Genomic DNA, 26,406 nt, shown 5'->3' with positions numbered 1-26,406 from the left:
AGAACGCTGGTGGCAACCCTAGGCACCTGGGCCGGGGCCCCTCGCGTCAGGGGGCAGCAGTTCCTGCACCAGGGCCGCCAGGCTGGCCACCGCCCCGGGCTGGCCGCGCAGGCTGCGCAGATCGGCCCTCATGCCCTCCAGGCGTTCGGGTGCCGCCAGCCAGTCGGCGGCCTCAGCGGCAATGCCCTCCGGCGTGATCCCCCCACCCGCTCGGGCACCAGCATGCGGCCGGCGGCAATGTTGGGGGAGGCCAGAAAACCCCGGTGCCGCAGTCGCCAGGCCGTGAGCAGCACCCCAAACAGCCAACGCAGCAGCGGCAGGCGCCCCAGCAGGCCGGCCAAGCCATCCCAGGCCTGCATCACGTGCAGGTGCTGGGTGGGCACCAGCACCAACATCGGCACCCCCAGCGCCGCCAGTTCCGCCGTGTTGGCCCCCACGGTGGTCAGGGCCAGGGCGCATTGGCTCAGGGCACTGTGGGCTGGATTTTCAAGCACCAGCTGCAGGCGGGTGCCGGCCTGCGTCTCCAGTAGATCGGCACCCAGCAGCCGGGGCACCCCGGATCGGTAGGCCCGGGCGATCGGATTGGCCGCACCGGCCTGGGCGAGCAAATCCTCCACGCTGGTGGTGGGGGCCAGGGGCAACAGGAAACGGCAGTCCGGTCGTAGCGCCGCCAGGCGATCGGCCGTCTCCAGCAGGAACGGCACGCCCACACGCAATTTGGCCCGCTTGGAGCCCGGCAGCAGGGCGACCCACTCGCCCTCGGGAAGCGGCGCATCGCTGCGGGCCGACTCCGACAGATCAGCCATCAGATCGCCGACCACCGTGCAGCGCTCGGCCCAGCGCGGCGCCAGCCGACCGGCCGCCAGGGGCCCCATCGCCGCAATCCGATCGTTCCATCCGGGCCATCGGGCCACCCATTCGGCATAGGTGAGGTGCCGGTAGCCGAGGCGCGCCGAGAGCAGCACCGTCCAGAACTGATCCCCCCTAAAAACACCACCACCCCCTGACGGCTCCAGGGGCCGAAGCGCCGGGGTTGCAGCAACAGCTCCCAAAACTGCCGAGCCGGCACGATGCGCTCGAACAGCCCCCAGCTTCCGGCGGCGTGATGTTCCCGGCCGGTGCCATTCGGGCAGGGCACCAGCACGAGCTGCAAGCTGCAGGCGGCTCCAGCAACGGCCGGCCGCAGCGGCATCAAGCGCTGCAGGCGCAGGGCCAGGGGTCGTACCCAGGTGGAGAGCTCACCGGGCCCGTTGCTCACCAGCACGATCGACACCGGTGCCGGATGCATCAGCTGGGAGAGCCGGAAAAAGAAATGCGGATGACGAGACTTGAACTCGTAAGGCCGAAGCCACACGCCCCTCAAACGTGCGTGTCTACCAATTCCACCACATCCGCATGTGGTACGGATCGCTGGAGGCGCTCCGGTCCGAGCAATATACCCATTGCCCCTCCGGGAACCCCCTGGAAAGCGGGCTCTAGCAGCACTGATACAGTCCGCATTGGCCTGGTTCTGCTGAGTCGTCGCGGATGTCCATCGGCAAGTTGCTGATCGCCAACCGTGGCGAAATTGCCCTGAGGATCCTGCGCACCTGCCGGGAGCTCAGCATCCCCACCGTGGCGGTTTACAGCACGGTGGACAAGAACGCGCTGCACGTGCAGCTCGCTGATGAAGCGGTGTGCGTGGGCGAGGCGCCCAGCAGCAAGAGCTACCTCAACATCCCCAACATTCTGGCGGCGGCCACCTCCAGAGGTGCCGACGCCATCCACCGGCTACGGCTTCCTGGCCGAAAACGACCGCTTCGCCGAGATCTGCGCCGACCACGGCCTCACCTTCGTGGGCCCGTCGCCGGAGGCGATCCGCTCGATGGGCGACAAGTCCACGGCCAAAGCCACCATGCAGCTGGTGGGCGTGCCCACCATCCCCGGCAGCGAAGGGCTGTTGCAGAGCGTGGACGAGGCCCGCCGGCTGGCGGCTGAGATGGGCTACCCGGTGATGATCAAGGCCACCGCCGGCGGCGGCGGCCGGGGCATGCGCCTGGTGCCCGGGCCCGAGCAACTCGAGAGCCTGTTCAAGGCCGCCCAGGGCGAAGCCGAAGCAGCCTTTGGCAACCCGGGGCTCTATATGGAGAAGTTCATCGACCGGCCCCGGCACGTGGAAGTGCAGGTGCTGGCCGATCGCCACGGCAACGTGGTGCACCTTGGCGAGCGCGACTGCTCGATCCAGCGCCGCCACCAGAAGTTGCTGGAAGAGGCCCCAAGCGTGGCCATCAACGCCGACCTGCGCCGCCAGATGGGCGAGGCCGCCGTGGCCGCCGCCCGCACCATCGGCTACGAGGGCGCCGGCACCGTGGAATTCCTGGTGGACCGCAGCGGCGCCTTCTACTTCATGGAGATGAACACCCGCATCCAGGTGGAGCACCCGGTCACCGAAATGGTCACCGGGGTCGACCTGATCGCCGAGCAGCTGCGCATCGCCGGCGGCGAACCGATCTCCGTGACCCAGGAGCAGATCAAGCTCTGCGGCCACGCCATCGAAGTGCGCATCAACGCCGAAGACCCCCGCCAAAACTTCCGCCCAGCCCCCGGCAAAATCACCGGCTGGCTCCCCCCGGCGGCCCCGGCGTGCGGGTCGATAGCCACGTGTACACGGGCTACGAGATTCCGCCCTTCTACGACTCGCTAATCGGCAAGGTGATCGTGTGGGGTACGGATCGCGAACACGCCCTCAAGCGGCTGCGGCGGGCCCTCTCCGAGTGCGCCGTCACCGGCATTCCCACCACGATCGAGTTCCACCTGCAGCTGCTGGACCGGCCAGAATTTCTGGCCGGCGACGTGCACACCAAATTTGTTGAGCAGGAGATGCTGCCCCCGGCCTGAACTCAGCCGACCAAACCGGCCTGGGCCCGCATCAGCACCTGGCTGACCAATCCCTGCTGGCCCACCAACAGCTCGCGCACCAGGCTCAGCAGGCCTACCCACACCACCGGGGTGACATCCACCCCGCCAATCGGCTGGATGAGGCGCCGCGTGGCAGCCAGCACGGGCTCGGTCGGGGCGCCGACCAGCCGCATCGCACCGCGGCTCAGATCCACCTGGGGGTACCAGGTGAGCACAATCCGGAACAGAAACAGCAGGGTCCAGAGCGCCAGCCCCAACCCCAAAACCAGGTGCAGCCCTGACAGCACCGGCAACCAGGACGGGGACGTGGGTGGCAGGGCCGTCACAAAGCTCTAAGCAGCTGGGCCTGCAGCGTAGGAAGCCGCCGCCACTGCTTAGGATTTCGCGACGCTTGATGCCTGAGAGCTGGCCCCGCCATGACGCCTTCCCTCGCCAACTTCCTGAGCAGCCTCGTTGCGGGTGCAGTGATCGTGGTGGTGCCGATCACCATCGCCCTGGTGTTGATCAGCCAGAACGACCGCCTCGATCGCAAGCTCTGATCCCCCTGGCCTGGCTGCCTACAGTGGCGCAACGGTCCGACGGGTGAAACACCGTGGTTAATGCCAGCCTGAATTGGGCCAGCATCGTGGGCATCGTGCTGGCGGTAGGCGGTGCGCTGCTCTACTTCATGCGCAGCTTCAAGCCCGCCCTCGCACGCGACTACGACGTCTTCTTCGCCGCGGTGGGCCTGCTTTGTGGCGGCATCCTGTTTTTCCAGGGATGGCGCCTCGATCCGATTCTGCAGTTCGGCCAGTTTCTGCTCGCCGGCACCACCGTCTTCTTCGCCTACGAGAGCGTGCGGCTGCGGGGGTGACCACTGAGCAGGCCCGGCGCTCGTCCTACTTCGACGACGACGAGCCGGTGCCGGCGCCAGGCCCCTATCGCCCGCGCATGGGTGGACGCCCCTGGGGCGAGAGCGACGTGGATCGCTTCGATGAGCCCCAACCGCTACGCCGGCGCATTCCTACCCGCGAGGATGAGTCCGACGACGACGACTTCTACCGGGCCCGCCGCCCCAGCCGGGCCGCCATCCCCGAACGGGCCGCCAGCCGTCGCTCCGCCCAGGATGATTGGGCCCCCCAGGCCCAGGCCGGCGAAAGCGCAGACCGCCCTGACCGCAGCCGCTACAGCGCCGCCGGCAGCACCACGCGCCCTGCTGCTGATTTTGGTGCCCGCCGGCGCGAACGCGACGGTGCTGCTGAGCCCCGGCGCGGCAGCCGACCGGTGGCCGCCAGCGAGGCGATGCCCCGCTCAACCCGACGCCCCACCAGCCCCGAAGGCGCTGGTCCCTCCATGGCCCCTCCGTCCCGTGGGCCTGCTGGTGTGCCCCAGGGTTCGCCGATCAGCAAGGCTGAGTCCATCAGCGACGCCGACTTCACCCCGGTGAAGCCCCCACCAGTGCCGAGCCCCGCCCGCGGGACAACAGCTCCCGCTTCGACGACTGACCGCCTCCGCTGCGAACCGTCGGCCTGGGCCAACTCGGCCCTCCTCCATCACGCTGCGGCAGCAGCTGACTTCTGGACTGGCGGCTGGCCTGATGTGTGTGCTGGCAGGCTGTGACGCCGGGGCTTGGTTGCCACGCCGCAACGCCGGACCCGCCGGGGTGCTCAGCGCCACCAGCCGCCAGGAGCCTGCCCTCAGTGGCCAGGGACGCTGGCTGGCCTCTGTGGTGGAGCGCGGCGGTCGCGCCACGCTGCTGCTGCAGGAGCAGCCCAGCGGGCGGGTTGTGCAGCTGCGCCACTTCCAGAATCACCAGCCCCACAGCTCCCCTCGCTGAGTTGGAACGGGCGCTATGTCGCCGCCCTGGTGCAGCAGGGCAACCAGCGGCTGCCGCTGATCGAAGACCGGGCCACCGGGGCCCTGCATCGGCTGCCCTTGCCCGCCGATCGCACCGCCGTGCGGCTCAGCCTGGCGCCGGAGGGCGCCGGCTGGCCGTGCAGGTGGCCCAAGGAGGCCAGTGGCGGGTGCAGCTGTTTGACCTGAGCAACCTGCTGGAGCCCGACCTACCCGGCGGCATCGCCCTCCAAGGCGGCGGGCTGGATACACCCCGATGAAATCGCTCTGCCCACCACCGTGCTCGCCCTACTGCTGGCTGGCTGCCTGGGCCCAGTGCCCATGCCGATCGGGCCGCTCAACGGCCGGATCGAAGCCCTGGGCGCCAACCGCGATCCAGCTCTGTCGGGACGCTGGCTCGCCCTGATCAGCGGTCGGGGCGGGCGTGAACAGGTGCAGCTGCTGGATCTCGAGCGCCAGCAGCCCGTGCCCGTGCCAGGGCTCAACCGGGCCGATGCCCAACCGGTGAGTGTCAGCATCGATGCGGCCGGGGAGCGGATCGCCCTGGTGCGGCAGCTCGAAGGACGCACCGAGTTGGTGCTCTACCGGCGCTCACTGCAGAGCCTGCAGCCCATCGCCATGGTGCCGAGCGGCGTTCCCCGCCAGGTGCAGCTCCAAGCGGATGGCCGCCAACTCGCCGTGCAGGTGAGCCGGGGCGGCCTCTGGCAGGTGGACCTGGTGCAGATTCCCTGATCAGGGGATCAGGCCAGCCCAGCGCAGGAAGGTGTCGCCGCTGAGGGCTTCGATCAGCAGCACAGCCGCAAAACCCACCATGGCGAAGCGGCCATTGACCCGCTCGGCGTAGCCACTCCAGCCAAAGGCCGGCACGTCTTGGGTGGTAGCACTGGTGGTGGTGGCACTGGTGGCCGGGGTCGCATCAGGCATCGGATCAGGCGTGGCGGCCAACGTCATAGCCGGCCGCGGGCAACAGGCGCCAATTGCCACAGCCATCCAGCTCCAGCACGGTGTCGTGGAAGGCGGTGAGGGTGGGGCGGTGTCCCACGCTCACAAAGGCCATGTCGCGCTCGGCTAGCAGGGCGTAGAGGTGACGCTCGGTGGCCACATCCAGGGCACTGGTGGCCTCATCGAGCACCACAAACCGGGGGAATTGAGCAGCAGCCGGGCGAAGGCCAGGCGCTGCTGCTCGCCCAGGGACAGCAGCCGGGGCCAGTCCTGAATGATGTCGAGATCGGGATAGCGCTGCACCAGGTCGGGCAGCCGCACCTGCTCGAGCACGTGGCGCAGCTGGTCGTCGCTGAACCGATCCGGCTGCAGGGGGTAACAGAGCTGTTCCCGCAGGCTGCCCAGCAGCATGTAGGGCTTCTGGGGGATGAACAGCAGCTCCCCTTCGTTGGGCCGCTCCACCCGGCCGGCCGCCGGCGGCCACAGCCCGCTCACCATGCGAAGGAAGGAGGTTTTGCCGCAACCAGAAGGCCCCACCACCAACAGGCGCTGGTGGCGATCCACTTCGAGGGCTCAGATCACGGATCAGGGTGCGGTTGGTGCGAGGCGGCACCAGATCCACGTGGCTCACCAGGATCGTGCCGTCGTCGCGACCGCGGCTGGTGGCGGCGAGCTGCACCGCCAGGGCCGCTGCTTCCGTGCCGATGGAATCCACCTTGCCCTGGAAGCCCTCCAGACGGCTGATCGAAGCGGAGAACGCGGCCAGTCGATCGATGTTATTGACGATGTAGCTGACCGAAAACAGCACCTGACTGAAGGCGATGCTGGCCTGGCCAAACACACCGAAATCCACCTCCTTGGCGAAATAAATCGGCGCGATCACCAGCCAGGGCAGAAAACGGGAGAAGTAGTCGTAGGAGCGCTGGATCACACTGATCAGCGCTTCCCAGATGATCAGGCGGTCGTAGTTGCGAATCGCTCCACCCAGCCGGCGCTCCGCCTCCCGGGCTTCCTGCTGTTCACCGCGATAGAAGGCAATCGACTCGGCATTGTCACGAATGTGGACAAGCCCGTAGCGAAAGTCGGCCTCAAGCTTGAGCTGCTGATAGTTCAGGTTCACCAGCTTGCGGCTTGCAAACACAATCAGGGCCGTACCACCCACGGAGTAAACCAACAGCACCAGCGCCAACTGGTCGCTGATGGTCCAGAGCACGATGATGAAACTAACGAAGGTCAACAGCGCCGAGATGATCTCAACGGTGACACTCAGACTCGTACCAGTGAAGCTTGCCGTGTCCTGGGAAATCCGTTGATCAGGGTTGTCGATTTCCTCCAGCGATTCGTCATTCGGGTTGAGAACGTAGTAGGCACGGTTGGACATATAGCGGCCCAGCAGACGCCCACTCAACCATTCCCGCCATAGCAGGCCGAGCTTCGGGATCAGATAGCTCTGAATCGCCCGGATCGGCAAGGCTAAAACCAGGCAGAAGGCGTAGATAGCAACGATCTTCCAGAATTCTTCTGCGTTATAAGCAACCAGAGCATTTTCAATGTTGCGAGCAATAAAGCTAATGCCCACATTGATGCCATTGATCACCAGGATCAGCAAGGTGATCACCCCCATCAGCAGCCACGGCAGCCAGCGCCCCTGGCGCAACTTGCTGCGCAGGGCCACAAAACAGCCCAGGCCCCCGGCCAGCAGCACCATCACCAGCGGGCCGATCGGGCTGCGCCAAATGGCGGCCACCTGCTCGGGCACCCGCGGCAGGAAACGGCTGCGCAGCTCGAGGGATCAGGGCCCCGCTCAGGGCCAACACACCGGTCAGCAGCAGCAGGGTGCTGCCGACCACCACGGCGAGCAAGGCCACCACAAGCAGCAAAAACTGCCAGCCCTGGCTGTCGTCCACCGGCAGGAAGTAGGGCTGGGCCAGGCGTTGCAGCTTGGCCAGCTGAACGCGAAGGGCCTTGAAGGGATTCATGGAGCGGATCAGATCAGAGCATCGTGGCTGGGCCGGCAGCTAGCCCGGCGGCCAGGCCAGGGGACGCCCACCCATCACGTGCACGTGCAGGTGAAACACGGTTTGACCCGCCTCGGCGCCACTGTTAATCACGGTGCGGAACGACTCCAGCCCCTCCTGGCGCGCCACCCGCGCGGCCACCAGCAACAAATGGCCCAACAACAGCTCATGCTCCTCCGAAGCCTCAGACAGCTGGGTGATGGGCTCGCGGGGGATCACCAGCACATGCACCGGGGCCTGGGGGCCACATCGCGAAAGGCCAGACAGTGCTCGTCGGCATACACCTGATCACAAGGGATCTCACCGCGCAGGATGCGCGCAAAGATCGTGTCAGTCGGGGCCGGATCGGCGGAGCTGGCCATCGCTGCAGGGGGCGTCGCGGAGTGGTCGGGGTGAGACAGCTCGGGCACTAACGCTGTAGTGGCCGAAGGCGTGATGTTGGCACGGTGCAAGACCGCGTCTCTGCGAGGAGCTGGACGCCAGACCCGTGCTGGTGGAGGTGGATCTCGCCCCGGGATTGCCGGGCCTGCAGCTGGTGGGCCTGGCCGACGCAGCGGTGCAGGAGGCCCGGGAGCGGGTGCGCTCCGCCCTGCGCCACAGCGGCCTGAAGGTGCCCCTGACGCGGGTGGTGGTGAACCTGGCCCCAGCCGACCTGCGCAAAGAGGGGCCCGGCTTCGACCTGCCGATTGCCCTGGGGCTGCTGCTGGCCAGTGGCCAGCTGGGCGAGGCCTGCTGCGATGGGGTGTGGAGTGCTGCAGAGCTGGGCCTCGACGGAGCGCTGCGCCCAATCCGGGGTGTTCTCGCCATCGCCATCGCGGCCCGCCAGCATGGCGCCAGGGCCCTTGTGGTGCCAGAGGCCAATGCCTGGGAGGCCGCCCTCGTGGAGGGGCTGCAGGTGTGGGGGGCGAGCGATCTGGGCCAAGTGCTCTGGCGGCTGCAGCACCCCAAAGCCCCCAATCAAGCCTGCAAAGGATCCTCCACCCGCCAGCTGGCCTCGCCCGAGCCGGCGGCCAAGGATCTCGCCGACGTCAAGGGACAGGCCCATGGGCGCCGTGCCCTGGAGATCGCTGCTGCCGGAGGGCACCATCTGCTGCTCTGCGGCCCGCCTGGCAGCGGCAAAACGATGCTGGCCCAGCGCCTTACCCGGCTGCTGCCGCCCTCGATCCCACAGAAGCCCTCGAGCTGACGGCGATCCACTCGGTGGCAGGATTGTTGGACAGCAGCCAGGGCCTGCTGCAAACCCGCCCCTTTCGAAGCCCCCACCACAGCTGCTCCGCCCCGGGGCTGATCGGCGGCGGCGCCCAGCCCCGGCCTGGGGAACTGGCCCTCGCCCACCATGGGGTGCTGTTTCTCGATGAGCTGGCCGAATTTCGGCGGGCAGTGCTCGACCAACTGCGCCAGCCCTTAGAAGACGGAGAGGTGTGGATCCACCGCGCCCGCCAACGCACCCGCTTCCCCTGCCGGATCACCCTGGTGGCCGCCGCCAACCCTGCCCCTGCGGCTGGTTTGGGGATCCGGAACGCAGCTGCACCTGCGGCGAAGGGCAGCGGCGGCGCTACTGGGGCCGGCTATCCGGGCCGCTGCTGGATCGTATTGATCTCCAGGTGGTGATGCGCCGGCCATCCAGCGAAGCCCTCACCGCCCCCTTCCGCAGCCAGGGGGGCACTGAAGGCCCGGCAGCCGGCAAGACGACCGATGCCAAGGCCGAATCAACGGCCGTCGTGCGGGCACGGGTGCAACGAGCCCGCTTGCAGATGTCCAGCCGCAACCCCTTGGGCTGCACCAACAGCCGCATCCCCGGAGGGCAATTGGAGCAGGTGGTGCAGCTCGACAGCGAGGCCTTAAACCTCTGGGAAGGCGCTCTTCAGCAGCGGCAGCTGAGCGCGCGCGCCGGAGCGCGGCTGTTGCGGGTCGCCCAAACAATCAGCGACCTGGCCGAACAAGAGCGGATCAGCGCAGAGGCCATTGCCAGAGCGCTGACCTACCGCTCCTTTGACCAGGGGCATTGATCGAGAGAGGGGGCTGCTCCGGCTCCGCGCCAATCAGCGGCGGCGGCGGCGCTGCTGGGCCTTGCGCTTGTACTTCTCAACGGGGGTCTCGTGGTGCCGCAGACAGCTTGAGGTCGGCAAAGATGCCCGCCTTGGACACCTGGCGCTTGAAGCGGCGGAGGGCCGATTCAATCCCTTCGTTTTCGCCGACAGTGACCTGGGTCATGAAGCGCTGCATTGCTCACAGAGTTGGCCAATGTAGCAACCGCTTGTCCCAGGGCCCGCTCGAGGCACAGGCCAGACTCAGTCGCCAGCGGCACCACCAGAAGCCGGGCGGGCGGAGGGAGCAGCCTGCTGAGTCAGGGCCTCGGGCCAGGCTTCGCGGTAGATGTACACGTGGCCAAGGGCTCGGCCGCCATAGGCCCGGCGCTTGAGCTGCCAGCCTGGTTCAAACACCAGCTGCAGGAAACCGGTGCCTGGACCCTGGGTCCGGGCTACCACCATTTCTGGCCCCGCGCCGACCTTGGTAGGGAAGGCCAGAAGAACGTTGTCGTTGCTCTGGCGCACCACTGGAGCCGATAGCTGGCGGCCAGATCGTCGCCCCCAACCCGCACCGAGTAGCCATTGGCGTCGATGAAGCGGCTGCAGATCCCGCTGAAATCAAATGTGGCCAACAGGGGTTCGACGGCCGCAGGCGCCCCGGGAGCAACCACAAAACAGGGGCGAGTGGGCTTGAGCTGTTCGTAGATGTTGAGCTGGGCGCGGGTGCCATCCCCGATCGGCGCCGCCACCAGCACGAAGCGCTCCTGACTCAGGTCGACCGCCTCAAACAAGGCGCTGGCCATCGCCGGACTGACGCTGCCAGCACTCAGCACAGCCGCACAGGCAGCCAAGGGAGCGAACGGGCGCGCAGAACTGGCAATCGCATCACGGCATCCGGGAACTTGGTGAACGCAATCGTATGCAAAGCGGCCGGCCAGAGCTAAGCCGGCTTGTTGATACGGATGGCCAGCACCAGCGCCACCACGGTGCCCGGCAGGCTCATGCCCAGGATCCAACGGGTGGTGGACACCCCAAGGTCGGGATCGCCATAGGCCAGCTCAAACACCGACCCGGTTGAAGCAATTCCCAGCAGGCACGCCAAGGCCAGGAACAGGCCAGCCAGCGGTTTCATCGGCATGGGTCGTGGTTAGCGAATGGAGTGGACGTCGGCACGCTGGAAGCCCTTCTCCTGAAGGCCCTCATTGAGGCTGAGCTCATCGGTGACCCGATCGACGAACAGCACCCCATTGAGGTGATCCATCTCGTGCTGGATGCAGCGAGCCAACAGGCCATCGGCCTTGACCCGTTGGGGCCGGCCCATCTCGTCGCGGTAGCTGACCTCAACGGCAGCCGGACGCACCACGTTGAGATAGACCCCGGGGATGCTCAGGCAGCCCTCCTCATAGGTCTCGATGGCGGCCCCGAAGGAGCCGATCTCCGGGTTGATCAGCACCATCGGCGGCGTGGCGGCATTTTCGGGATCCAGATCGATCACAAGCAGCTGCTTGTGCACCCCCACCTGGGGGGCGGCCAGGCCAATGCCGTGGGCGCTGTACATGCTGCGCAGCATGTCGCGGGCCAGATCCCGCACACTCTCATCCACCTTGCTGATGCGCTTAGCAGGGGTGCGGAGCACTGCATCGCCAAGGGTGTGGATGGTGAGGGGAGCTCATCGAGAGCCACCTTGGGCACCTGAACACTGCGGGTGGCCTGCACGGCGGAGCGAGCCATCTGGGCAAAGCTGCCGGCGGAACTGCGGGCCAACGGGATACTTAAAACGTTGCACATCATCCTAAGGCGGCCGGCCGGAGTCCCTGGCTGAACGCCTGGTGGGCCCTGGCCGGCAAGCCCTGTGAAACGCCCTGTGAAACGCTCTGTCAAACGCTTTTCAAACACAGCCTCAAACGCTCCCCCGCTCAGCTCCGTTGAACCCAACCTCGAGCACCACGTTGAGCACTGCCGTGACCCGCACACGCCGCTCTGAACCCTTGGCCGCGGCGCTGGTGGAGGGACGCACCCCCAGCCTCAAGGAACCGCTGCTCCGCGATGGGCGGCTGCTGTGGCTGGAACAACGCCCCCAGGAGCAGGGCCGCACCACCTTGATGCTGCGGCCGGCGGCGGGCGGGGTCGCGGTCGAGCTCACCCCGAGCCCCCACAACCTGCGCAGTCGGGTTCACGAATACGGCGGCGGTGTCTATGCCGTTGGGGGCAACGATCTGGTGTTCGTCGACGACAGCGACCGCTGCCTCTGGCACCTGAATCTGCCCGGCGCCCCGCGGCGGCTCACCACCCCTGGGCCACGGGCCTTCGCCGATGGACTGATCGATGCTCCCCGCCGGCGCTGGCTCGGCGTGATGGAAGCCGAGGGCCGCGACCAGCTGGTGGCGGTGCCCCTGGCCGGCGGCGAGCCGCAGCGGTTGCATCAGCCGGCCGACTTCTGCGGCTACGCCGCTCTCAGCCCTGATGGCGGCCAGCTGGCCTGGGTGGAGTGGCAGCAGCCGTTCATGCCCTGGCAGCGCAGCCAGCTATGGCTTGCAGCGGTGAATGACGACGGCACGCTGGAGGAGCCCCGGCCGGTGGCCGGCTCCGGCCCCAACGCCACTGACACCGACACTGACACCGACGCCGCAGCGATCTCGGTGTTTCAGCCCCTCTGGATCAGTCCCAGCGAGCTGGTGGTGGCCAGCGACGCCTCGGGCTGGTGGAACCTGCAGCGACTCGACACCGCCAGCGGCGCCTGGCAGCCCCTGCTACCGCTGGAGGCCGAATTCGCCATGCCCCAGTGGGTGTATGGCATGCGCACCACCGCCTGGGACGGCCAGCAGCTGATCGCCGCGGCCGCTCAGGAGGGGGCTTGGCAGCTTGGGCGGGTGCATCTGACCCCAGACCGGGTGGGCACGCCGGCCGCCTGGGAGCCCCTGGACCAGCCCTTCGACGATCTGGCCGGCCTGAGCGCCGAGAGCCGGGACGCTGGTGGCACTCGCCAGCAACCCCACCAGTCCGGAGGGGCTGCTGGAGCTGAAACTCGACACAGGCGTTTGGCGTCACACGCCGGTGGCCCCCTGCCCGCTGCAGCCTGAGGCGATCAGCCAACCCGAGCCACTCTGGTTTGCCGGCCACGGCGGGGCGCCCACCCACGCCTGGTTTTATCCCCCGGCCGACGGCGCCCACGCCGAGGCGCCCCTGCTGGTGAAGGGCCACAGCGGGCCCACCGCCATGGCGCGGCGGGGCCTGAGCCTGGGGATTCAATTCTGGACGTCGCGCGGCTGGGGCGTGGTGGATGTGAACTACGGCGGCTCCACCGGCTTCGGGCGGGCTTACCGCGAGCGGCTCGATGGCCAGTGGGGCGTGGTGGATGTGGCCGATTGCGCCGCCGCCGCCCAGGCCCTGGTGGCGGCGGGGCAAGCCAGCCCTGCGCGCATCGCCATCGAAGGCGGCAGTGCCGGCGGCTTCACCGCCCTGGCCGCCCTCTGCTTCACAGACGTTTTTCGCGCCGGCGCGAGCCGCTACGGCGTCACCGACCCCAGCGCGTTGGCGAGCGAGAGCCATCGCTTTGAAGCCCGTTATCTCGATGGCCTGATCAGCCCCTGGCCCGAAGCGCGCGCCGCCTACGAAGCCCGCTCACCCCTGGCCCACGCCGATCAGATCCGCTGCCCGGTGGTCTTTTTCCAGGGTCTCGACGACCAGGTGGTGCCGCCCGAGCAGACCGAGCGCATGGCGGCGGCACTGGAGGCGAACGGCATCCCGGTGGAGGTGCACCGCTTTGCCGGCGAGGGCCACGGCTTCCGCAGCGGCAGCGTGCGGATCCAGGTGCTCGAGGCCACGGAGGCGTTCTTCCGTCGCCACTTCCAGCGATGAGCGCCCTGCACGGCCCCCTGCTGCTGGCCCTGGCAATGGCGGTGCTGGGGGCTGGTGGCGCTGGGACGGGCGATCGGTCCGGCCCTGGGGCTGCAGCGGATCGGCCTGCCGGCAGCGCTGGTGGCCGGCGTGCTGGGGCTGCTGCTGGGCCCCTATGGCCCCTGGCCGGTGCTGCCGGCTCCGGTGGAAACGCTGTGGGCGCGGTTGCCGATGGTGCTGCTCACCTTTGTGTTTGGCACCTTGATGCTGGGCCGGCCCCTGCCGGATCTGGCCAAATTGTGGAAGCCGGCGGCCGCCCAGACCCTGCTGGGCCTGACGCTGGGCTTCCGGCCAATACTTGGTGGGCGCCGTGGCGGTGCTGCTGGTGCTGGGCCCCTGGCTGGGGGCCGATCCGCTGATGGCCTGCCTGATCGAGGTGGGCTTCGAAGGCGGCCACGGCAGTGCCGCGGTGATGGGGCCGATCTACGCCGATCTGGGCTTTGCCGGCGGCACCGACCTAGGCCTGGCCATGGCCACGGTGGGGCTGCTCAGCTCCACCGTGGTGGGCGGCCTGCTGGTGGTGTTGGCTCAGGGGCAGGGCTGGCTGCTGGCCGCCGAGGCCGGCGCACCGCTGTGTGTGCTGCCCGAGCCCACCGCGGCTGCGGTGGCGGCAGGCCCCAGCTGGGCGGAGCGCCTGCGCCAGCTGGCCACCAACCTGGCTCTGGTGGGCATCGCCGTGGGCATCGGCGTGGTGCTGCTGGCAGGGCTGGAGCGGCTGGCCGAACCCACCGGTGGCGTGCTGCGCACCGTGATCGATGCGTTGCCGGTGTATCCCCTGGCCCTGGCGGGTCTCGCTGCTGGTGCGCTTGGCGCTGGAACGCAGCGACCGGGCCGAGCTGGCCATGCCGGCCCTGCAGAACGGCCTGGGCGCCCTGGCCACCGACCTGCTGATTGCGGCGGCCACCGCCGGGCTCAACCTGCCGCTGCTGCGGGCCAACTGGCTGCCGCTGCTGGTGCTCAGCGGTTTTGGGCTGGCCTGGAACCTGCTGGTGATCCTGGTGCTGGCGCCGCGGATCCTGCCGGCGGGCTGGTTTGAGCGGGCGGTGATCGAATTCGGCCAGGCCACCGGTGTGGCGGCCAGTGGCCTGCTGCTGCTGGGCATGGCCGACCCCGATGGCCGCAGTGAGGCGATCCCGGCCTTTTCAATCAAGCAGCTGCTGCTGCAGCCGGTGCTGGCCGGCGGCGTGGTCACGGTGGCGGCACCCCTGGCGCTGCACAGCTGGGGCTTGCCGCTATGGGGCGGGGTGTGCCTAGGGCTCACGGTGCTCTGGGGCGGCCTGGCGCTGGCATTGGGAGCGGGCCGGCCATGAAATTGTTTGATGTGCTGCTGGCCTTCGCGGCCCTGAGCCTGTTGCTGCTGCTGGCCACGGCTCTGCGCCAGCGGCTGCGGATCCTGCAGCGGCTGGGCCTGCCGGAAGCCCTCATCGCCGGCCTGCTGGGGCTGGCGATCGGGCCCTTCAGCCCACTGCGGCTGTTTCCCGAGCGGGTGACTGCGGTGTGGAGCCAGACGCCGGGCGTGCTGATCACGGTGGTGTTTGCCACGTTGTTTCTGGGCCAGGCCCTGCCCAGCCCGCGGCAGCTGTGGCAGCGCAGCGCCAGCCAGGTGGCCTTAGGCATGGTGCTGGGCTCTCGGCCAATACCTGGTGGGGGGCTTGGCGTTGCTGCTGGTGCTCGAGGCCGCTGCTGGGCACCAACCCGCTGATGGCCTGCCTGATCGAGGTGGGCTTCGAGGGCGGCCATGGCACCGCCGCCGGCATGGGGCCGAGCTTTGCCGAGCTGGGCCTGGCCAGTGGCGAGGCCCTGGGGCTGGCCATGGCCACCGTGGGCGTGTTGGCAGCGGTGCTGCTCGGCAGCACCTTGGTGGTGATCGGCCGGCGGCGGCGCTGGCTGGTGAGCACGGGCGCGTCGGGGGCTTCGGCCGACCTGGCCCTCGAGGAAGAGGCTGTCCGCCGGCCGCTGCTACCGGCTGGCCCTTCGCCCACGATCGATGCACTCACCGTGAACCTGGCCCTGATCGGCGCGGCGGTGGGGCTGGGGGTGCTGCTCAAGGAGGCGCTGGTGGCCAGCTGGCCGCTACTGAAGGCCTTGCCGCTGTTTCCGCTGGCGATGGTGGGCGGGCTGATCGTGCAGCTGCTGCTGCAGCGGGCCGGCAAACCCCAGCTGGCCAGTGCGCCACTGCAACACAGCCTGGGCGCCCTGGCCATGGATCTGCTGATCACCGCCGCGATGGCCAGCCTCAACCTGCCGCTACTGGAGGAGGCCTGGCTGCCGTTTGTGGTGCTGGCGCTGCTCGGGCTTACCTGGAACCTGGCGGTGTTCTGGTGGCTGGCACCGCGGCTGTTTGCCGATGCCTGGTTTGAGCGGGGCCTGGCGGATTTCGGCCAGGGCACCGGCGTGACCGCCACAGGGCTGCTGCTGCTGCGCATGGCCGATCCCTACGGCCGCAGCGGCGTGCTGGAAGCGTTTTCGTTCAAGCAGCTGGTGTTTGAGCCCTTTCTGGGTGGCGGGCTGGTGACCGCCCTCGCACCCATTGCCCTGGTGAGCCTGGGCCTACCGCTCTGGACCGCCCTGGCGGCCCTGCTGACGCTGGCGGCCCTGGGACTGGGGCTGGCGATGCGGAAACAAGCCCAGGGCTAACCCGCAGCTCCGAGGGCCCCGTAGTGGCGCAAGCGCATCTGCTCGGCCACCCGTCCCATTTCGGCTTCGCTCAGGAGCGGCGGCTCGCCCAGCTGCAGCGCCGCCAGATACATCTGCGCCAGGGTTTCCACCTCGATCGCCAGGGCCAGGGCCTGCGCCAGCGTGGCGCCCAGGGTCACCTGGCCGTGGTGCGCCAGCAGACACGCCTGGCGGTGCTCCAGGGCCTGCCCCGCCAGATCCGAGAGTGCCTGGCTGCCGAAGGTGGCATAGCCGCCGCAGCGGATGTCGGGCCCGCCGGCCTGCACCACCATGTAGTGGAAGGGTGGGATGCCGCGGCCATGGCAGGCCAGCGCCGTGGCGTGGATCGAATGGCAATGCACCACGGCCTGGATCTCCGGCCGCTGGCCCAGCAGATCGGCATGCAGGCGCCACTCGGAGGAGGGGCTGCGGCCAGGCACCGTCGCCCGGCCCGCCAGGGGCTGACCTTGGTGGTCGATCGCCACCAGATCCTCAGGCCCCATCTGCTCAGGGGGACGGAGCTGGGGGTGATCAGCAGGCCGCCCTCGATCCGCACCGAGAGGTTGCCGGCGGTACCGGAATTGAGCCCGGTACTGCTCAGGCGCCGCGTGGCCGCCAGCAGGTCCTGGCGGGCTTGGTCTTCGGTGTTCAACTCAGCCACGGCCGTAGAGCTCCCGTAGCCCCGCCTCACTGGCCTCGGCCACACCCCGCTCGGTGATCAGGCCTGTCACCAACCGAGCGGGGGTCACATCGAAGGCCGGGTTGAAGCCAGGGCTGCCATTGGGGCTCAGCTGCACCTGGGCGATCTCCCCGGCGGCGGAGCCGGTGCTGATGCGGCCCTGGATCTGGGTCACCTCCTCGGCGTTGCGGGCCTCGATCGGGATCTCGGCCACGCCGTCATCGATCGTCCAGTCAATGGTGGAGGCGGGCAGGGCCACGTAAAAGGGCACACCGTTGTCGTAGGCGGCGAGGGCCTTGAGGTAGGTGCCGATCTTGTTGCACACGTCGCCGCGGCGGGTGGTGCGGTCGGTGCCCACGATCACCGCATCCACCTGGCCGTGCTGCATCAGGTGACCGCCGGCGTTGTCGACGATCACGGTGTGGGGCACGCCCTCCTTGCCCAGCTCAAAGGCCGTAAGGCTGGCGCCCTGGTTGCGGGGGCGGGTCTCATCGACCCACACGTGGATGTTGAGCCCAGCGCGGTGGGCCTTGTAGATGGGAGCCAAGGCCGTGCCCCAGTCCACCGTCGCCAGCCAGCCGGCATTGCAGTGGGTGAGCACCTGGAGCGTGGCGCCGGGCTTGCGGGCCGCCAGCTGCTGGACGATGGCCAGGCCGTGATCGCCGATGGCCTCGCACATCGCCACGTCTTCATCGGCGATCGCCGCGGCCTCCGCCTTGGCCGCCTCGGCCCGCTCGGCCGGCGGCAATGGCTGCACCTTGGCCCGCACCCGCTCCAACGCCCAGCGCAGGTTGATCGCCGTGGGCCGCGTGGCATTGAGCTGCTCAAACGCCGCCGCCAGCGCGGCGTCGCTCGGATCCAGCTGCAGGGCCAGCATCAACCCGTAGGCACCAGTCACGCCAATAAGAGGCGCCCCACGCACCACCATCGTGCGGATCGCCCGGCCGCCTCCTGGCAGCTGCGCAGGCTGCGCGTTGTGAACTGGTGCGGCAGCAGCGTCTGATCGATCACGCCCACCGCGTCGCCCCCTGGGCCGCCATCAGGCTCAAGCCAGATCGTGCGCCAGGGCTTGCCATCGATGTTCATGGGGCGCGTGTGCCAGGTGATCTGATCATCCCCTGGAGAAGCGCAGGCGGCCCAACACGATCCAAGGTTGAAGCCTCTGGAAATCTGTACAACTTGTACAGATTTCCAGAGCGTGCTGCACACACCCAGGCGCCCCCATACCGCCCGCTCAAATCAGCTGATAGCCAAACCAATCCGGCACCTGGCTCTGACTGAGACCCTCGGGGTGGGGCTCAGGACACGGAGCAGCGACCCTTGATCTCCTCCAGAAGACGCTCCACCAGGGCAAAGCACACCGACCAATCCAGCTCTTCAATCACCAATTCATCGTCGTAGCGCAGCTGCACCACAAAGAAATACAACTCGGTGAGCCCCTCGTAAGCGGCCGGTGTCTCGCCCAACTCCTGCAAAAGATTCAGCAGAGCACCCAGATCGTGGGTGAAGGGGAGCCACTCCGCCAGCAGCTTGGATCCAGGCCTTCAAAGCCTTTTCCGCTGCCCGCTGGAGCAGAAAACCAATGCTGCTACTGCGGAATCCAGAAAGCTCCCGCATCCGCCGAGCCTCCTGCAGGTCGGCCCGCGCGATGCGCCAGTAGCGGCTGGCATCGGCGTCAGCCATTCAGCAAAATTCCCTCGCGGCAAGCCACCGTGCTCACCGCTTGGTGACAGGAGCGGCGGGCCTCCACCTCACTCTGGGAATAGAGCAACAGATCGAGGGGCAGGCGATAGCTGGAGAGCTGCCGGCTCAACCGACCGAGCACCTGCAGCCGATTGTGCTGCGCCAACCAGGCATCCGGCACGGTGATCAACAGGTCGGCATCGGAATCAGGGCGCGCCTGACCACGAGCCCGAGAGCCAAACAGACGCACCTCCGCCTGGGGGATTTCAGCTCGAATGGCCAAAGCGATCGATGCAATCCGCGGATCCACGCTCGATGTGACGGTGCCGACTGCCATCTGAACAGTCTGAGGCAAAAGGACAGCTGCAGCCAACTCAGATCGGCCGGTAGCCAAACCAATCCGGAACCTGGCTCTGGCTGAGGCCCTCGGGGTGGGGCTCCAGCTGCACGTGCCAGCGCTCACCCCCAGCAGCTCCAGCTGCTCGATCGCCAGGCAATCGTCCACCGCGGCCAGATCGTCCTTGTGCTGCTGCAGCGCGCCCCGCAGCCATTGCCGCTTGGCCGCCGCCTTGGCCGCCTGGAGCGAACGGGCCACCACCAGGCCGAAGTGGTGCAGCTCGGCGAGGCAATCGGGGCGGTAGGCGCCCAGGTTCACAAACCAGAGCCGCTCGAGCCGGGGCGCGGGCGGCTCGCGCCCCAGACGCACCGCCCAGCCATCCACCGCCCGCACCGCCAGATACGCATCGAGGTGCAGGCCCTCACGCCTCCCGAACCACTGCCGCCGCAGCTCCGGCATCGCCGCCTCAATCGTGGCCCCTGCCACAAAGCGCACGTCGTGGAGCTCGATGTGGCAGCCAGGCGCGCGGCCGCCCAACACCACCATCCACAGCTGCGGGATCACCGGGTTATTCGCCATCCATCTCGGGCCCGGGGCTCGATCAGGATGGCGCCATGGACTTCTTTTCGCAGCAGTGGGCCACCTACCGGGCGGTGGTGAGCCACGACCTGATGGAGCACCGGGCCGTGGCGCACGCCACAGCCAACGCCCTCGAGGGCTGGCTGGCCCAGCGTCCCGTCGCTGCGCCCCCGCCGGCGATGGTGGATCTGGGCTGCGGCGATCTGGCCCAGCTGGCGCCCGTGCTCAGGCGCCTGCCCCTGGGCGGCTACACCGGCCTGGATCTCACCGCCGCCGTGCTGCCCCTGGCCGAGACGGCCCTGGGCCCCATGCCCTATCCCTGCGCCTGGCAGGAGGGCAACCTGCTGGCCTGGAGCCAATCGGAGGCTCCTCCAGTCGACATCCTTCATTCGGCCTTTGCCATCCATCACCTCAGCGACGCCGAGAAGACCACGTTTCTGCAGGGGCACGCCAGCGCATCGCCGCCGATGGGCTGCTGCTCTGGGCTGATGTGTTCCGCGAGCCGGGCGAAACCCTGGAGGCCTACCAGCAGCGCTACAGCGCGCGGATCCGACAGGGCTGGGCGGCGCTAACCGCGGAGCAGCAGAGCCAGGTAATCGAGCACCTCAGCAGCTTCGACATCCCGGCCGAGCGGGGCGCCATCGAAACGGTGGCCCAGGAGACAGGCTGGCAGTGGCAGTGGGCCTGGCAGGGCCAGCACCGGGCCGAAGCCCTGGCGGTGCTGACGCCGCTCTAATTAGCTGTGCTCGCGCAGAAAGGCGATCGTGCCTTCGAGCTCCTCGGCGAAACGGTCGATCTCCTCGGGGGTAGTGGTGAAGCTGAGGCTGGCGCGAGCCGAGCCGGGGATGCCGTAGAGCCGGTGCAGGGGCTGGGTGCAGTGGTGACCACTGCGAATGCAGATCCCGGCCGAGTCCAACAGGGCGGCGATGTCGTTGGCGTGCAGCCCATCGACGGTGAAGGCCGCCAGTGCGCCGCGATCAGGCTGCTGCTCCGGCGAAGGACCCAGGATCCGCACCCCCTCGATCGCCCGCAGCCGATCGAACAGCTGGCGGGTGAGCACCTGCTCCCAGGCGTGGATGCGCGCCAAGCCCAGGCCGTTGAGGTAGTCGAGGGCGGCGCCCATGCCGATCGCTTCACCGATGGCCGGCGTGCCCGCCTCAAACTTGTGGGGCAGCTCCGCCCAGCTGCTGTGATCGAGATACACGTCTTGGATCATCTCGCCGCCGCCCAGGAAGGGCGGCATCCCCTCGAGCAACGCCTCCCGGGCCCAGAGGAACCCCATGCCCGTGGGGCCGCAGAGCTTGTGGGAGCTGGCCACCAGAAAATCGCAGCCCAGCTGGGCCACATTCACCGGCAGGTGGGGCAGGCTCTGGCAGGCATCCACCAGCACCAGGGCGCCGGCGGCATGGGCCAGGGCGACGATCTCCTCGATCGGGTTGAGGCAGCCGAGGGTGTTGCTCACCTGCACCAGGCTCACCAACTTGGTGCGCTCGGTGATCTGGCGGCGCAGATCCTCCAGATCCAGCTCGCCGCTCGCAGTAAGCCCCGCGTGACGGAGCACGCAGCCGGTGCGCGCCGCCAGCAGCTGCCAGGGCACCAGGTTGGAGTGGTGCTCCATCACCGTGAGCAGCACCTCATCACCGGGGCCGAGGTTGGCCTCACCCCAGCTTCGGGCCACCAGGTTGATCGCCTCACTGGCGTTGCGGGTGAACACGATCTCCCGCGGGCTGGCCGCCCCCACAAACGCGGCCGCCTTGGCGCGGGCACCCTCGAAGCCCTCGGTGGCCCGGGCGCTGAGCTGGTGGGCGCCGCGGTGCACGTTGGCGTTGTCGTGGTCGTAGTAGTGCTGCAGGGCTGCCAGCACCTGACGGGGCTTCTGGCTGGTGGCGGCGTGATCCAGGTAGATCAGCGGCTGGCCCAGGCAGGCCGTTTGCGCCAGCAGGGGAAAGTCGGGCCGGGTGAGGGCCGCGAGGTTGCCGGCAGATGGGTTGGACGGGTGCAGGTCGGATTGCACCGGGGAGGCGGTCATGGTCATGGACGCTCCCGAAGCAGCAGCTGCAGGGGATTCAGGGCCGCCGCAGCCGCCGGCAGCTCCCGCAGCACCTCCTCGCAGTAGCCCCGCAGCAGCAGTTTGGAGGCCTGATCGGCGCCGATGCCACGGCTCTGCAGATAGAAAAGCTCGTTCTGCTGCAGCCGGCTCACGGTGGCACCGTGGGCGCACTTCACGTCGTCGGCAACGATTTCCAGCTCGGGCTTGGTGTCCACCCGGGCCCGATCCGAGAGCAGCAGGGTGCGGCTGAGCTGGGCGGCGTTGGTCTGCTGGGCCTTGCGGGGCACCTGGACAGCGCCATTGAACACGCTGCGTCCAGCCCCATCGGCCACCACCTTGTGGAGCTGGTCGAGCTCGCCATCGGGACCCTCAAATCGCACGTGGCTGTGGGTGTCCGCCAGGTCTTGGCCGTCCACCAGCTGCAGGGCCCGCAGACGGGTGTGGGCTGCCCCTGCCACCTGACAGATGCGAGGCTCCAGGCGGCTCAGGGCCCAACCGCCCACGGCCGTGGTGAGCTGCAGGGCACTGGCAGGAGCCTGGCTAATGGCCAGATGACTGAGCAAGCTGGCGCGGCAATCGCCCGGGGCCAGCACCCCCAGATGCAGCCGGGCGCCATGGCCGAGTTGGGCCACGGTCAGCTGGCTGGTGGCATTGGCAGCATTGGAGCTGTGGTGTTGCAGCAGCTCCAGGCTGGCCCCGTCCTCCAGGATCAGCAGCAGTTGCAGGGCCAACAGGCCCGGAGCAGTTCCGGCATCGATGCTGAGTTGCAACGGCCCCGCCGCCCCGCTCACCCGCAACGCCAGGCAACGGGGCGAAGCGCCCTGATTGAGTTGCACCGGCCAAGCAGCTGAGCTGCCGGTGGCTTGCAGCACCTGGCTGCGCAGCTGCTGCGCTTCAGAGGGCTCGAGGCGAGTGATCCCATCGGGGAGCGCAGCAAGGGCAAAGGGATCCGGGCCAGTCCAGGGCTCTGGAGCCACGCTTTGCAGCGGCGCCAGATCGGTGAAGCGCCAATCCTCATGGCGGCGACCCGGCAGCGGTGAACCGGCCAATGCGGCCAACCACTCAGCGGTTGCCGGTAGCGCAACGGCAGGCATCAGGCCACCTCCACCGTCTCGGGCTCCAGGCGGGCGAGTTCCAGGTCCACCCAGTCGTACCCGGTGCGCTCCAACTCCAGCGCCAGCTCCTTGCCACCCGTGCGCAGGATCCGGCCAGCAGCCATCACATGCACGTAGTCGGGGGTGATCAGATCCAGAAGCCTTTGGTAGTGGGTGATCAGCAGGGTGGCGTTTTCGGGTCCGGCCAGTTGGTTGACACCATCGGCAACGATGCGCAGCGCGTCGATGTCGAGACCGGAATCGGTCTCATCGAGGATGGCCACCAGGGGCTCCAACAGGGCCATTTGCAGGATCTCGTTGCGCTTCTTCTCGCCGCCAGAAAAGCCTTCGTTGACACTGCGCCCGAGGAAGGCCGGATCCATCTGCACCACCTTGAGCCGCTCGTGCACCAGGTCCTCAAAGGCGAAGGTATCGAGCTCCTCATCACCCCGCTCGGCGCGGCGGGAATTGGTGGCCACCCGCAGAAATTCCAGATTGCTGACTCCAGGAATCTCCACCGGATACTGAAACCCCAGGAACAGACCGATCCGGGCCCGCTGCTCGGGATCCAGCTCGAGCAGATCGGCCCCGCGGTAGTTCACCGATCCAGCCGTGACGGTGTAGGCGGGATGGCCGGCCAGCACCTTAGACAGGGTGCTCTTGCCACTGCCGTTGCGCCCCATCACGGCATGAATTTCACCAGCCCGAATCGACAGATTGACCCCCTTGAGGATGGGTTGATCCTCCACAGAAGCGTGGAGATCGCAAATGTCCAGCAACAGTGGGGCGTCGGGGCGAATCACAGCAGAAAAATCAAATGGAAAAGATCGGAAGCGGACTCAAAAACAGCTAAGTAGAACAAATTAGGGGATTCTGGCTAGTCACCCCACCGATCCCTCGAGTTTGAGAGCCAGCAACTTGTCGGCTTCGGCGGCAAACTCCATCGGCAGCTGATTGAACACATCGCGGCAGAAGCCGCTCACCATCATCGAAACCGCTTCTTCAAAGCCGATCCCCCGGCTTTGGAGATAGAAAAGCTGATCGGCGGAGATGCGGCAGGTGCTGGCCTCATGCTCAACCACCGCATCGGGTTGCTGGGAGCGGATGTAGGGGTAGGTGTTGGCGGCCGCCTGATCGCCGATCAGCATCGAGTCGCACTGGCTGTAATTCTTCGCTCCCAGAGCCTTTGGGCCAATCTGCACCAAGCCGCGATAGCTGTTGGAGGAGTGGCCAGCGCTGATTCCCTTGCTCACGATCGTGGAGCGGGTGCGGGGCCCCACATGAATCATTTTGGTGCCGGTATCCGCCTGCTGATGATTGTTGGTGAGGGCGACGGAATAAAACTCGCCCACCGAATCAGCACCCTGCAGTACACAGCTGGGATACTTCCAGGTAATGGCTGAACCCGTTTCCACCTGGGTCCAGCTGATGCGGCTGCGCGCACCGCGGCACTGACCACGCTTGGTCACGAAGTTGTAGATACCACCCACACCATTTTCATCACCGGCATACCAGTTCTGCACGGTCGAATACTTGATAGAAGCATCATCCAGTACCACCAACTCCACCACGGCGGCATGGAGCTGATTGGTATCAAACATGGGAGCGGTGCAACCTTCGAGGTAGCTCACCGAGGCCCCCTCTTCAGCCACGATCAATGTGCGCTCAAACTGACCCGTGTCAGCGGAGTTGATGCGGAAATAGGTTGAAAGCTCCATCGGGCACTCGACGCCCTTCGGAATAAACACGAAGGACCCATCACTGAAGACAGCGGAATTGAGGGCCGCAAAGTAGTTGTCATTGCTGGGCACTACCGTACCCAGATAGGCCTCGATCAGCTCAGGATGCTCCTTCACAGCTTCGCTGATGGAGCAAAAGATCACCCCATGCTCCGCCAGCTTCTCCTTGTAGGTGGTGGCGATCGAGACGCTATCGAACACCGCGTCAACAGCCACGTTGGAGAGACGCTTCTGCTCGCTCAGTGGGATCCCGAGCTTATCGAAGGTTTCCAGCAGTTTGGGATCCACCTCATCGAGGCTTGCCTTTTTCTCCCTGTTGCTTGGGAGCCGCGTAATAGATGATATTCTGATAGTCAATCGGCGGATATCCCAAAGCCGCCCAATCGGGCTCGGCCGTCTGCAGCCAGTGGCGATAGGCCCGCAGCCGAAATTGCAACAGAAAATCAGGCTCGTCTTTTTTCGACGAGATCAGCCGCACCACGTCCTCACTGAGGCCCTTGGCGATCTTTTCAGTTTCAATGTCTGTCACGAAGCCGTGTTTATACGGCTGCGAAACAAGATCGCCAACGGTTGCGGTACTCATGGCAATTCAGCCGAATCAGCCGGCAGTAAGGGCTTTCACGTCGTCAAGAGAAATCGTCTGCTGCTCACCGCGGAACGGATTGTCTTCTGTGAGAAACAGCATGCAGTGGCACTCCTTGCGCTCCCGCATCGGCACACAGGGGCAGTTCCAAAAGGCCTGGGAGACCTCGGCTTCTTTGTCTTCGTAGTGACGGCAGGGGCAGAGAGCCCCACCGAGCTCGTCCTTGTGCTTGGCGAGGCCTGCCAGCACGACCGCGGTGACACCGGGATCGCTGCAAAAATAGGTGCCCGTGCGCTGAGCGTAAGTTTCGGCAAACTTCCCAATCACCTCGAGGCTGTCGGAGGTCGGGCTGGCCGCGGCGTCGGACATGGCTCGGAGGGGGTGATGGTCAGATCGCACTGGAAGGAACAGGACCGCGCAGTGCAACGGCCAGGATCACAGAATCCCAGTTACGAAACTTTTTGGTTTCGTTTCCTATCGAGCTTAGAGCACCAGCGATGGGCCTTGGGGCTCGACCAGAAACCTCATTGTGCCGGGCCGACCCCCAACCGCCGGCCAGGCGTGGCATCGTGATGTAGTTCGGCGTCGGCCATGAGTGCCACACCCCAGATCTCCCGCCAACATGCCGACCCGGCGTCCACCCGGGAAGCGGTGTTCGGCATGTTGTTGCGGCAGGGCGAGGCGACCGCCGGCGAATTGGCTGAATACCAGTCGGTGTCAGTTCAGGTGATGCGCCGCCATCTGCGCAGCCTGGAAGATGAAGGTTTTGTGGAAGCCAGTCCGGCTTCCGAGGGTCCCGGTCGACCCAGCAATCGCTGGCGCCTTACGGCCAAGGGACAGGGGCACTTTCCCGATGGCAGCGATCACTTCGCCCTGGGCCTGCTGCAGTCGTTGGCCGGCAGCCTGTCCTCCGAAACCCTGCAGGAGCTCCTCAATCAGCAGGCTCTCCAGCAAGCGGGCGTGTATCGGGGCCAAATCGGCGAGGGGAGCTGCAACAACGGCTCGAGCGGCTGGTGGAACTGCGCCGTCAGGCGGGATACATGGCCGAATGCGCCCAGGATCCCGACGACGACCAGGCCTGGGTGGTCAGCGAATTCCACTGCTCGGTGATGCGCATTGCCGAGCAGTTCCCTGCGTTTGCGATCAAGAGCTGCAACTGATCCGCCACACCTTTCCCGATTGCCAGGTGGAGCGGGTCCAATGGCGCCTGGAAAAGGGCCACTCCTGCGGCTTCCGCCTCATTCAGGGCCGTGACGCCTGAGCCGGACGGGCCTGCCGCCAACAGCCCGCTGACCCTGGCCGAACTGGCGGAGCTAGAGGCCACCCTGCTGCCGGCACTCGAGCGTCACCACCTCAGGCTCCTGGCCCATGGCCTGCGCACGCTGCAGG

Annotated in this window: 19 protein-coding genes, 1 tRNA gene and 17 pseudogenes; 16 read left to right on the top strand and 21 right to left on the bottom strand. The window is 67.3% G+C overall.

Features of this window, described 5'->3' with window-relative positions:
- Positions 1-18 precede the first annotated feature (18 nt).
- Positions 19-1,288: pseudogene (locus AAF143_RS09415) on the bottom strand (glycosyl transferase).
- 25 nt (positions 1,289-1,313) lie between these two features.
- Positions 1,314-1,395, bottom strand: a tRNA-Leu gene (locus tag AAF143_RS09410).
- A 132-nt stretch (positions 1,396-1,527) separates the two neighbouring features.
- Between AAF143_RS09410 and accC the strand changes: the two are divergent.
- A pseudogene (gene accC / locus AAF143_RS09405) lies at positions 1,528-2,877 on the top strand (acetyl-CoA carboxylase biotin carboxylase subunit).
- Between the two features lie 2 nt (positions 2,878-2,879).
- On the opposite strand, the gene AAF143_RS09400 reads toward accC, so the two are convergent.
- Positions 2,880-3,224: a YggT family protein gene (locus AAF143_RS09400; protein WP_094561149.1), complete on the bottom strand. Its 345-nt coding sequence runs from the start codon at positions 3,222-3,224 to the stop codon at positions 2,880-2,882.
- 90 nt (positions 3,225-3,314) lie between these two features.
- Between AAF143_RS09400 and psbX the strand changes: the two genes are divergently transcribed.
- The 5 genes and pseudogenes from psbX to AAF143_RS09375 all read left to right on the top strand — a co-directional run bounded on the left by psbX (position 3,315) and on the right by AAF143_RS09375 (position 5,463).
- The gene (gene psbX, locus AAF143_RS09395; RefSeq protein ID WP_094561148.1) at positions 3,315-3,437 is read left to right on the top strand and encodes a photosystem II reaction center X protein; all 123 of its coding nucleotides are present in this window, start codon (positions 3,315-3,317) and stop codon (positions 3,435-3,437) included.
- A gap of 53 nt (positions 3,438-3,490) precedes the next feature.
- A pseudogene (locus AAF143_RS09390) lies at positions 3,491-4,382 on the top strand (Ycf66 family protein).
- 98 nt (positions 4,383-4,480) lie between these two features.
- The gene (locus AAF143_RS09385) at positions 4,481-4,714 is read left to right on the top strand and encodes a hypothetical protein (protein ID WP_414026849.1); all 234 of its coding nucleotides are present in this window, start codon (positions 4,481-4,483) and stop codon (positions 4,712-4,714) included.
- Positions 4,715-4,743: 29 nt separating this feature from the next.
- On the top strand, positions 4,744-4,920 hold the full coding sequence (locus tag AAF143_RS09380) for a hypothetical protein (RefSeq protein WP_414026848.1): 177 nt from the start codon (positions 4,744-4,746) through the stop codon (positions 4,918-4,920).
- A gap of 132 nt (positions 4,921-5,052) precedes the next feature.
- Positions 5,053-5,463 carry a TolB family protein gene (locus AAF143_RS09375; RefSeq protein WP_414026846.1) on the top strand — a complete coding sequence of 137 codons (411 nt, stop codon included), beginning with the start codon at positions 5,053-5,055 and terminating at the stop codon, positions 5,461-5,463.
- Here the strand turns inward: AAF143_RS09375 and AAF143_RS09370 are convergent, their stop codons facing one another.
- From AAF143_RS09370 to AAF143_RS09360, 3 genes and pseudogenes are all read right to left on the bottom strand, one after another.
- Positions 5,464-5,655, bottom strand: a complete 192-nt coding sequence (locus AAF143_RS09370; RefSeq protein WP_094561144.1) for a chlorophyll a/b-binding protein — start codon at positions 5,653-5,655, stop codon at positions 5,464-5,466.
- 4 nt (positions 5,656-5,659) lie between these two features.
- A pseudogene (locus AAF143_RS09365) lies at positions 5,660-7,652 on the bottom strand (ABC transporter ATP-binding protein/permease).
- Between the two features lie 39 nt (positions 7,653-7,691).
- Positions 7,692-8,053 (bottom strand): annotated as a pseudogene (locus AAF143_RS09360) (histidine triad nucleotide-binding protein).
- A gap of 125 nt (positions 8,054-8,178) precedes the next feature.
- Here AAF143_RS09360 and AAF143_RS09355 point away from each other — a divergent pair.
- A pseudogene (locus AAF143_RS09355) lies at positions 8,179-9,262 on the top strand (YifB family Mg chelatase-like AAA ATPase); the annotation flags it as partial.
- A gap of 39 nt (positions 9,263-9,301) precedes the next feature.
- On the top strand, positions 9,302-9,700 hold the full coding sequence (locus AAF143_RS09350) for a hypothetical protein (protein WP_414026915.1): 399 nt from the start codon (positions 9,302-9,304) through the stop codon (positions 9,698-9,700).
- Positions 9,701-9,733: 33 nt separating this feature from the next.
- On the opposite strand, the pseudogene rpsU reads toward AAF143_RS09350, so the two are convergent.
- From rpsU to def, 4 genes and pseudogenes are all read right to left on the bottom strand, one after another.
- Positions 9,734-9,905: pseudogene (gene rpsU, locus AAF143_RS09345) on the bottom strand (30S ribosomal protein S21).
- A gap of 77 nt (positions 9,906-9,982) precedes the next feature.
- Positions 9,983-10,524: pseudogene (locus tag AAF143_RS09340) on the bottom strand (DUF3747 domain-containing protein).
- Between the two features lie 137 nt (positions 10,525-10,661).
- Positions 10,662-10,859: a hypothetical protein gene (locus tag AAF143_RS09335; protein WP_094561141.1), complete on the bottom strand. Its 198-nt coding sequence runs from the start codon at positions 10,857-10,859 to the stop codon at positions 10,662-10,664.
- A gap of 9 nt (positions 10,860-10,868) precedes the next feature.
- Positions 10,869-11,509: pseudogene (def, locus tag AAF143_RS09330) on the bottom strand (peptide deformylase).
- Between the two features lie 200 nt (positions 11,510-11,709).
- On the opposite strand from def, the pseudogene AAF143_RS09325 reads away from it, so the two are divergent.
- From AAF143_RS09325 to AAF143_RS09305, 5 genes and pseudogenes are all read left to right on the top strand, one after another.
- Positions 11,710-13,579, top strand: a pseudogene (locus tag AAF143_RS09325) (prolyl oligopeptidase family serine peptidase).
- Positions 13,580-13,916: 337 nt separating this feature from the next.
- Entirely contained in the window at positions 13,917-14,654 is a 738-nt protein-coding gene (locus AAF143_RS09320; RefSeq protein ID WP_414026845.1) for a hypothetical protein, read from the top strand.
- Positions 14,608-14,928, top strand: coding sequence for a hypothetical protein (locus AAF143_RS09315; RefSeq protein WP_414026843.1), 321 nt, complete (start codon positions 14,608-14,610; stop codon positions 14,926-14,928). The genes AAF143_RS09320 and AAF143_RS09315 overlap by 47 nt, the downstream gene beginning before the upstream one ends.
- Positions 14,925-15,320, top strand: coding sequence for a hypothetical protein (locus AAF143_RS09310; protein WP_414026842.1), 396 nt, complete (start codon positions 14,925-14,927; stop codon positions 15,318-15,320). Before AAF143_RS09315 ends, AAF143_RS09310 begins: the two co-directional genes overlap by 4 nt.
- Positions 15,320-16,255, top strand: a complete 936-nt coding sequence (locus AAF143_RS09305; RefSeq protein ID WP_414026841.1) for a sodium/glutamate symporter — start codon at positions 15,320-15,322, stop codon at positions 16,253-16,255. Before AAF143_RS09310 ends, AAF143_RS09305 begins: the two co-directional genes overlap by 1 nt.
- On the opposite strand, the pseudogene AAF143_RS09300 reads toward AAF143_RS09305, so the two are convergent.
- From AAF143_RS09300 to AAF143_RS09275, 6 genes and pseudogenes are all read right to left on the bottom strand, one after another.
- Positions 16,252-16,934: pseudogene (locus AAF143_RS09300) on the bottom strand (class II aldolase/adducin family protein). The gene AAF143_RS09305 and the pseudogene AAF143_RS09300 overlap by 4 nt on opposite strands.
- A pseudogene (gene mtnA / locus AAF143_RS09295) lies at positions 16,927-18,038 on the bottom strand (S-methyl-5-thioribose-1-phosphate isomerase). Before mtnA ends, AAF143_RS09300 begins: the two co-directional pseudogenes overlap by 8 nt.
- 212 nt (positions 18,039-18,250) lie before the next feature.
- The gene (locus AAF143_RS09290; protein WP_414026914.1) at positions 18,251-18,478 is read right to left on the bottom strand and encodes a HEPN domain-containing protein; all 228 of its coding nucleotides are present in this window, start codon (positions 18,476-18,478) and stop codon (positions 18,251-18,253) included.
- A pseudogene (locus AAF143_RS09285) lies at positions 18,477-18,635 on the bottom strand (HEPN domain-containing protein); the annotation flags it as partial. The pseudogene AAF143_RS09285 and the gene AAF143_RS09290, both read right to left, overlap by 2 nt.
- Positions 18,628-18,903 (bottom strand): annotated as a pseudogene (locus AAF143_RS09280) (nucleotidyltransferase domain-containing protein); the annotation flags it as partial. The pseudogenes AAF143_RS09280 and AAF143_RS09285, both read right to left, overlap by 8 nt.
- A gap of 106 nt (positions 18,904-19,009) precedes the next feature.
- Positions 19,010-19,551, bottom strand: a pseudogene (locus tag AAF143_RS09275) (DUF1543 domain-containing protein).
- A gap of 35 nt (positions 19,552-19,586) precedes the next feature.
- Between AAF143_RS09275 and AAF143_RS09270 the strand changes: the two are divergent.
- On the top strand, positions 19,587-20,123 hold the full coding sequence (locus AAF143_RS09270; protein ID WP_414026840.1) for a class I SAM-dependent methyltransferase: 537 nt from the start codon (positions 19,587-19,589) through the stop codon (positions 20,121-20,123).
- Entirely contained in the window at positions 20,042-20,287 is a 246-nt protein-coding gene (locus AAF143_RS09265) for a hypothetical protein (protein ID WP_414026838.1), read from the top strand. The genes AAF143_RS09270 and AAF143_RS09265 overlap by 82 nt, the downstream gene beginning before the upstream one ends.
- Here the strand turns inward: AAF143_RS09265 and AAF143_RS09260 are convergent, their stop codons facing one another.
- The 5 genes and pseudogenes from AAF143_RS09260 to AAF143_RS09240 form a co-directional block, all read right to left on the bottom strand.
- Complete coding sequence (locus tag AAF143_RS09260; RefSeq protein WP_254988552.1) at positions 20,288-21,586, bottom strand: SufS family cysteine desulfurase; 1,299 nt, start codon at positions 21,584-21,586, stop codon at positions 20,288-20,290.
- Entirely contained in the window at positions 21,583-22,659 is a 1,077-nt protein-coding gene (locus tag AAF143_RS09255) for a SufD family Fe-S cluster assembly protein (protein WP_414026837.1), read from the bottom strand. Before AAF143_RS09255 ends, AAF143_RS09260 begins: the two co-directional genes overlap by 4 nt.
- 35 nt (positions 22,660-22,694) lie before the next feature.
- Complete coding sequence (sufC, locus tag AAF143_RS09250) at positions 22,695-23,498, bottom strand: Fe-S cluster assembly ATPase SufC (protein WP_094561124.1); 804 nt, start codon at positions 23,496-23,498, stop codon at positions 22,695-22,697.
- Between the two features lie 78 nt (positions 23,499-23,576).
- Positions 23,577-25,017, bottom strand: a pseudogene (sufB, locus tag AAF143_RS09245) (Fe-S cluster assembly protein SufB).
- 15 nt (positions 25,018-25,032) lie between these two features.
- Positions 25,033-25,386 carry a ferredoxin-thioredoxin reductase catalytic domain-containing protein gene (locus AAF143_RS09240; RefSeq protein WP_094561120.1) on the bottom strand — a complete coding sequence of 118 codons (354 nt, stop codon included), beginning with the start codon at positions 25,384-25,386 and terminating at the stop codon, positions 25,033-25,035.
- 222 nt (positions 25,387-25,608) lie between these two features.
- Here AAF143_RS09240 and sufR point away from each other — a divergent pair.
- Positions 25,609-26,278 (top strand): annotated as a pseudogene (sufR, locus tag AAF143_RS09235) (iron-sulfur cluster biosynthesis transcriptional regulator SufR).
- Positions 26,279-26,406: the final 128 nt, after the last annotated feature.

The sequence above is a fragment of the Cyanobium sp. ATX-6F1 genome (assembly GCF_047395825.1).
Taxonomy (GTDB): domain Bacteria; phylum Cyanobacteriota; class Cyanobacteriia; order PCC-6307; family Cyanobiaceae; genus ATX-6F1.
The sequence above is the reverse complement of the archived record's forward strand: the minus strand, read 5'-3'. Positions and strand labels throughout refer to the sequence as shown.

Bases quoted from the DNA above. Each gene is read 5' to 3' on its own strand.
- psbX (WP_094561148.1), top strand. From the start codon at position 3,315: ATGACGCCTTCCCTCGCCAACTTCCTGAGCAGCCTCGTTGCGGGTGCA.
- AAF143_RS09375 (WP_414026846.1), top strand. From the start codon at position 5,053: ATGCCGATCGGGCCGCTCAACGGCCGGATCGAAGCCCTGGGCGCCAAC.
- AAF143_RS09370 (WP_094561144.1), bottom strand. From the start codon at position 5,655: ATGCCTGATGCGACCCCGGCCACCAGTGCCACCACCACCAGTGCTACC.
- AAF143_RS09350 (WP_414026915.1), top strand. From the start codon at position 9,302: ATGCGCCGGCCATCCAGCGAAGCCCTCACCGCCCCCTTCCGCAGCCAG.
- AAF143_RS09335 (WP_094561141.1), bottom strand. From the start codon at position 10,859: ATGCCGATGAAACCGCTGGCTGGCCTGTTCCTGGCCTTGGCGTGCCTG.
- AAF143_RS09310 (WP_414026842.1), top strand. From the start codon at position 14,925: ATGAAATTGTTTGATGTGCTGCTGGCCTTCGCGGCCCTGAGCCTGTTG.
- AAF143_RS09305 (WP_414026841.1), top strand. From the start codon at position 15,320: ATGGCCTGCCTGATCGAGGTGGGCTTCGAGGGCGGCCATGGCACCGCC.
- AAF143_RS09270 (WP_414026840.1), top strand. From the start codon at position 19,587: ATGGACTTCTTTTCGCAGCAGTGGGCCACCTACCGGGCGGTGGTGAGC.
- AAF143_RS09260 (WP_254988552.1), bottom strand. From the start codon at position 21,586: ATGACCATGACCGCCTCCCCGGTGCAATCCGACCTGCACCCGTCCAAC.
- AAF143_RS09240 (WP_094561120.1), bottom strand. From the start codon at position 25,386: ATGTCCGACGCCGCGGCCAGCCCGACCTCCGACAGCCTCGAGGTGATT.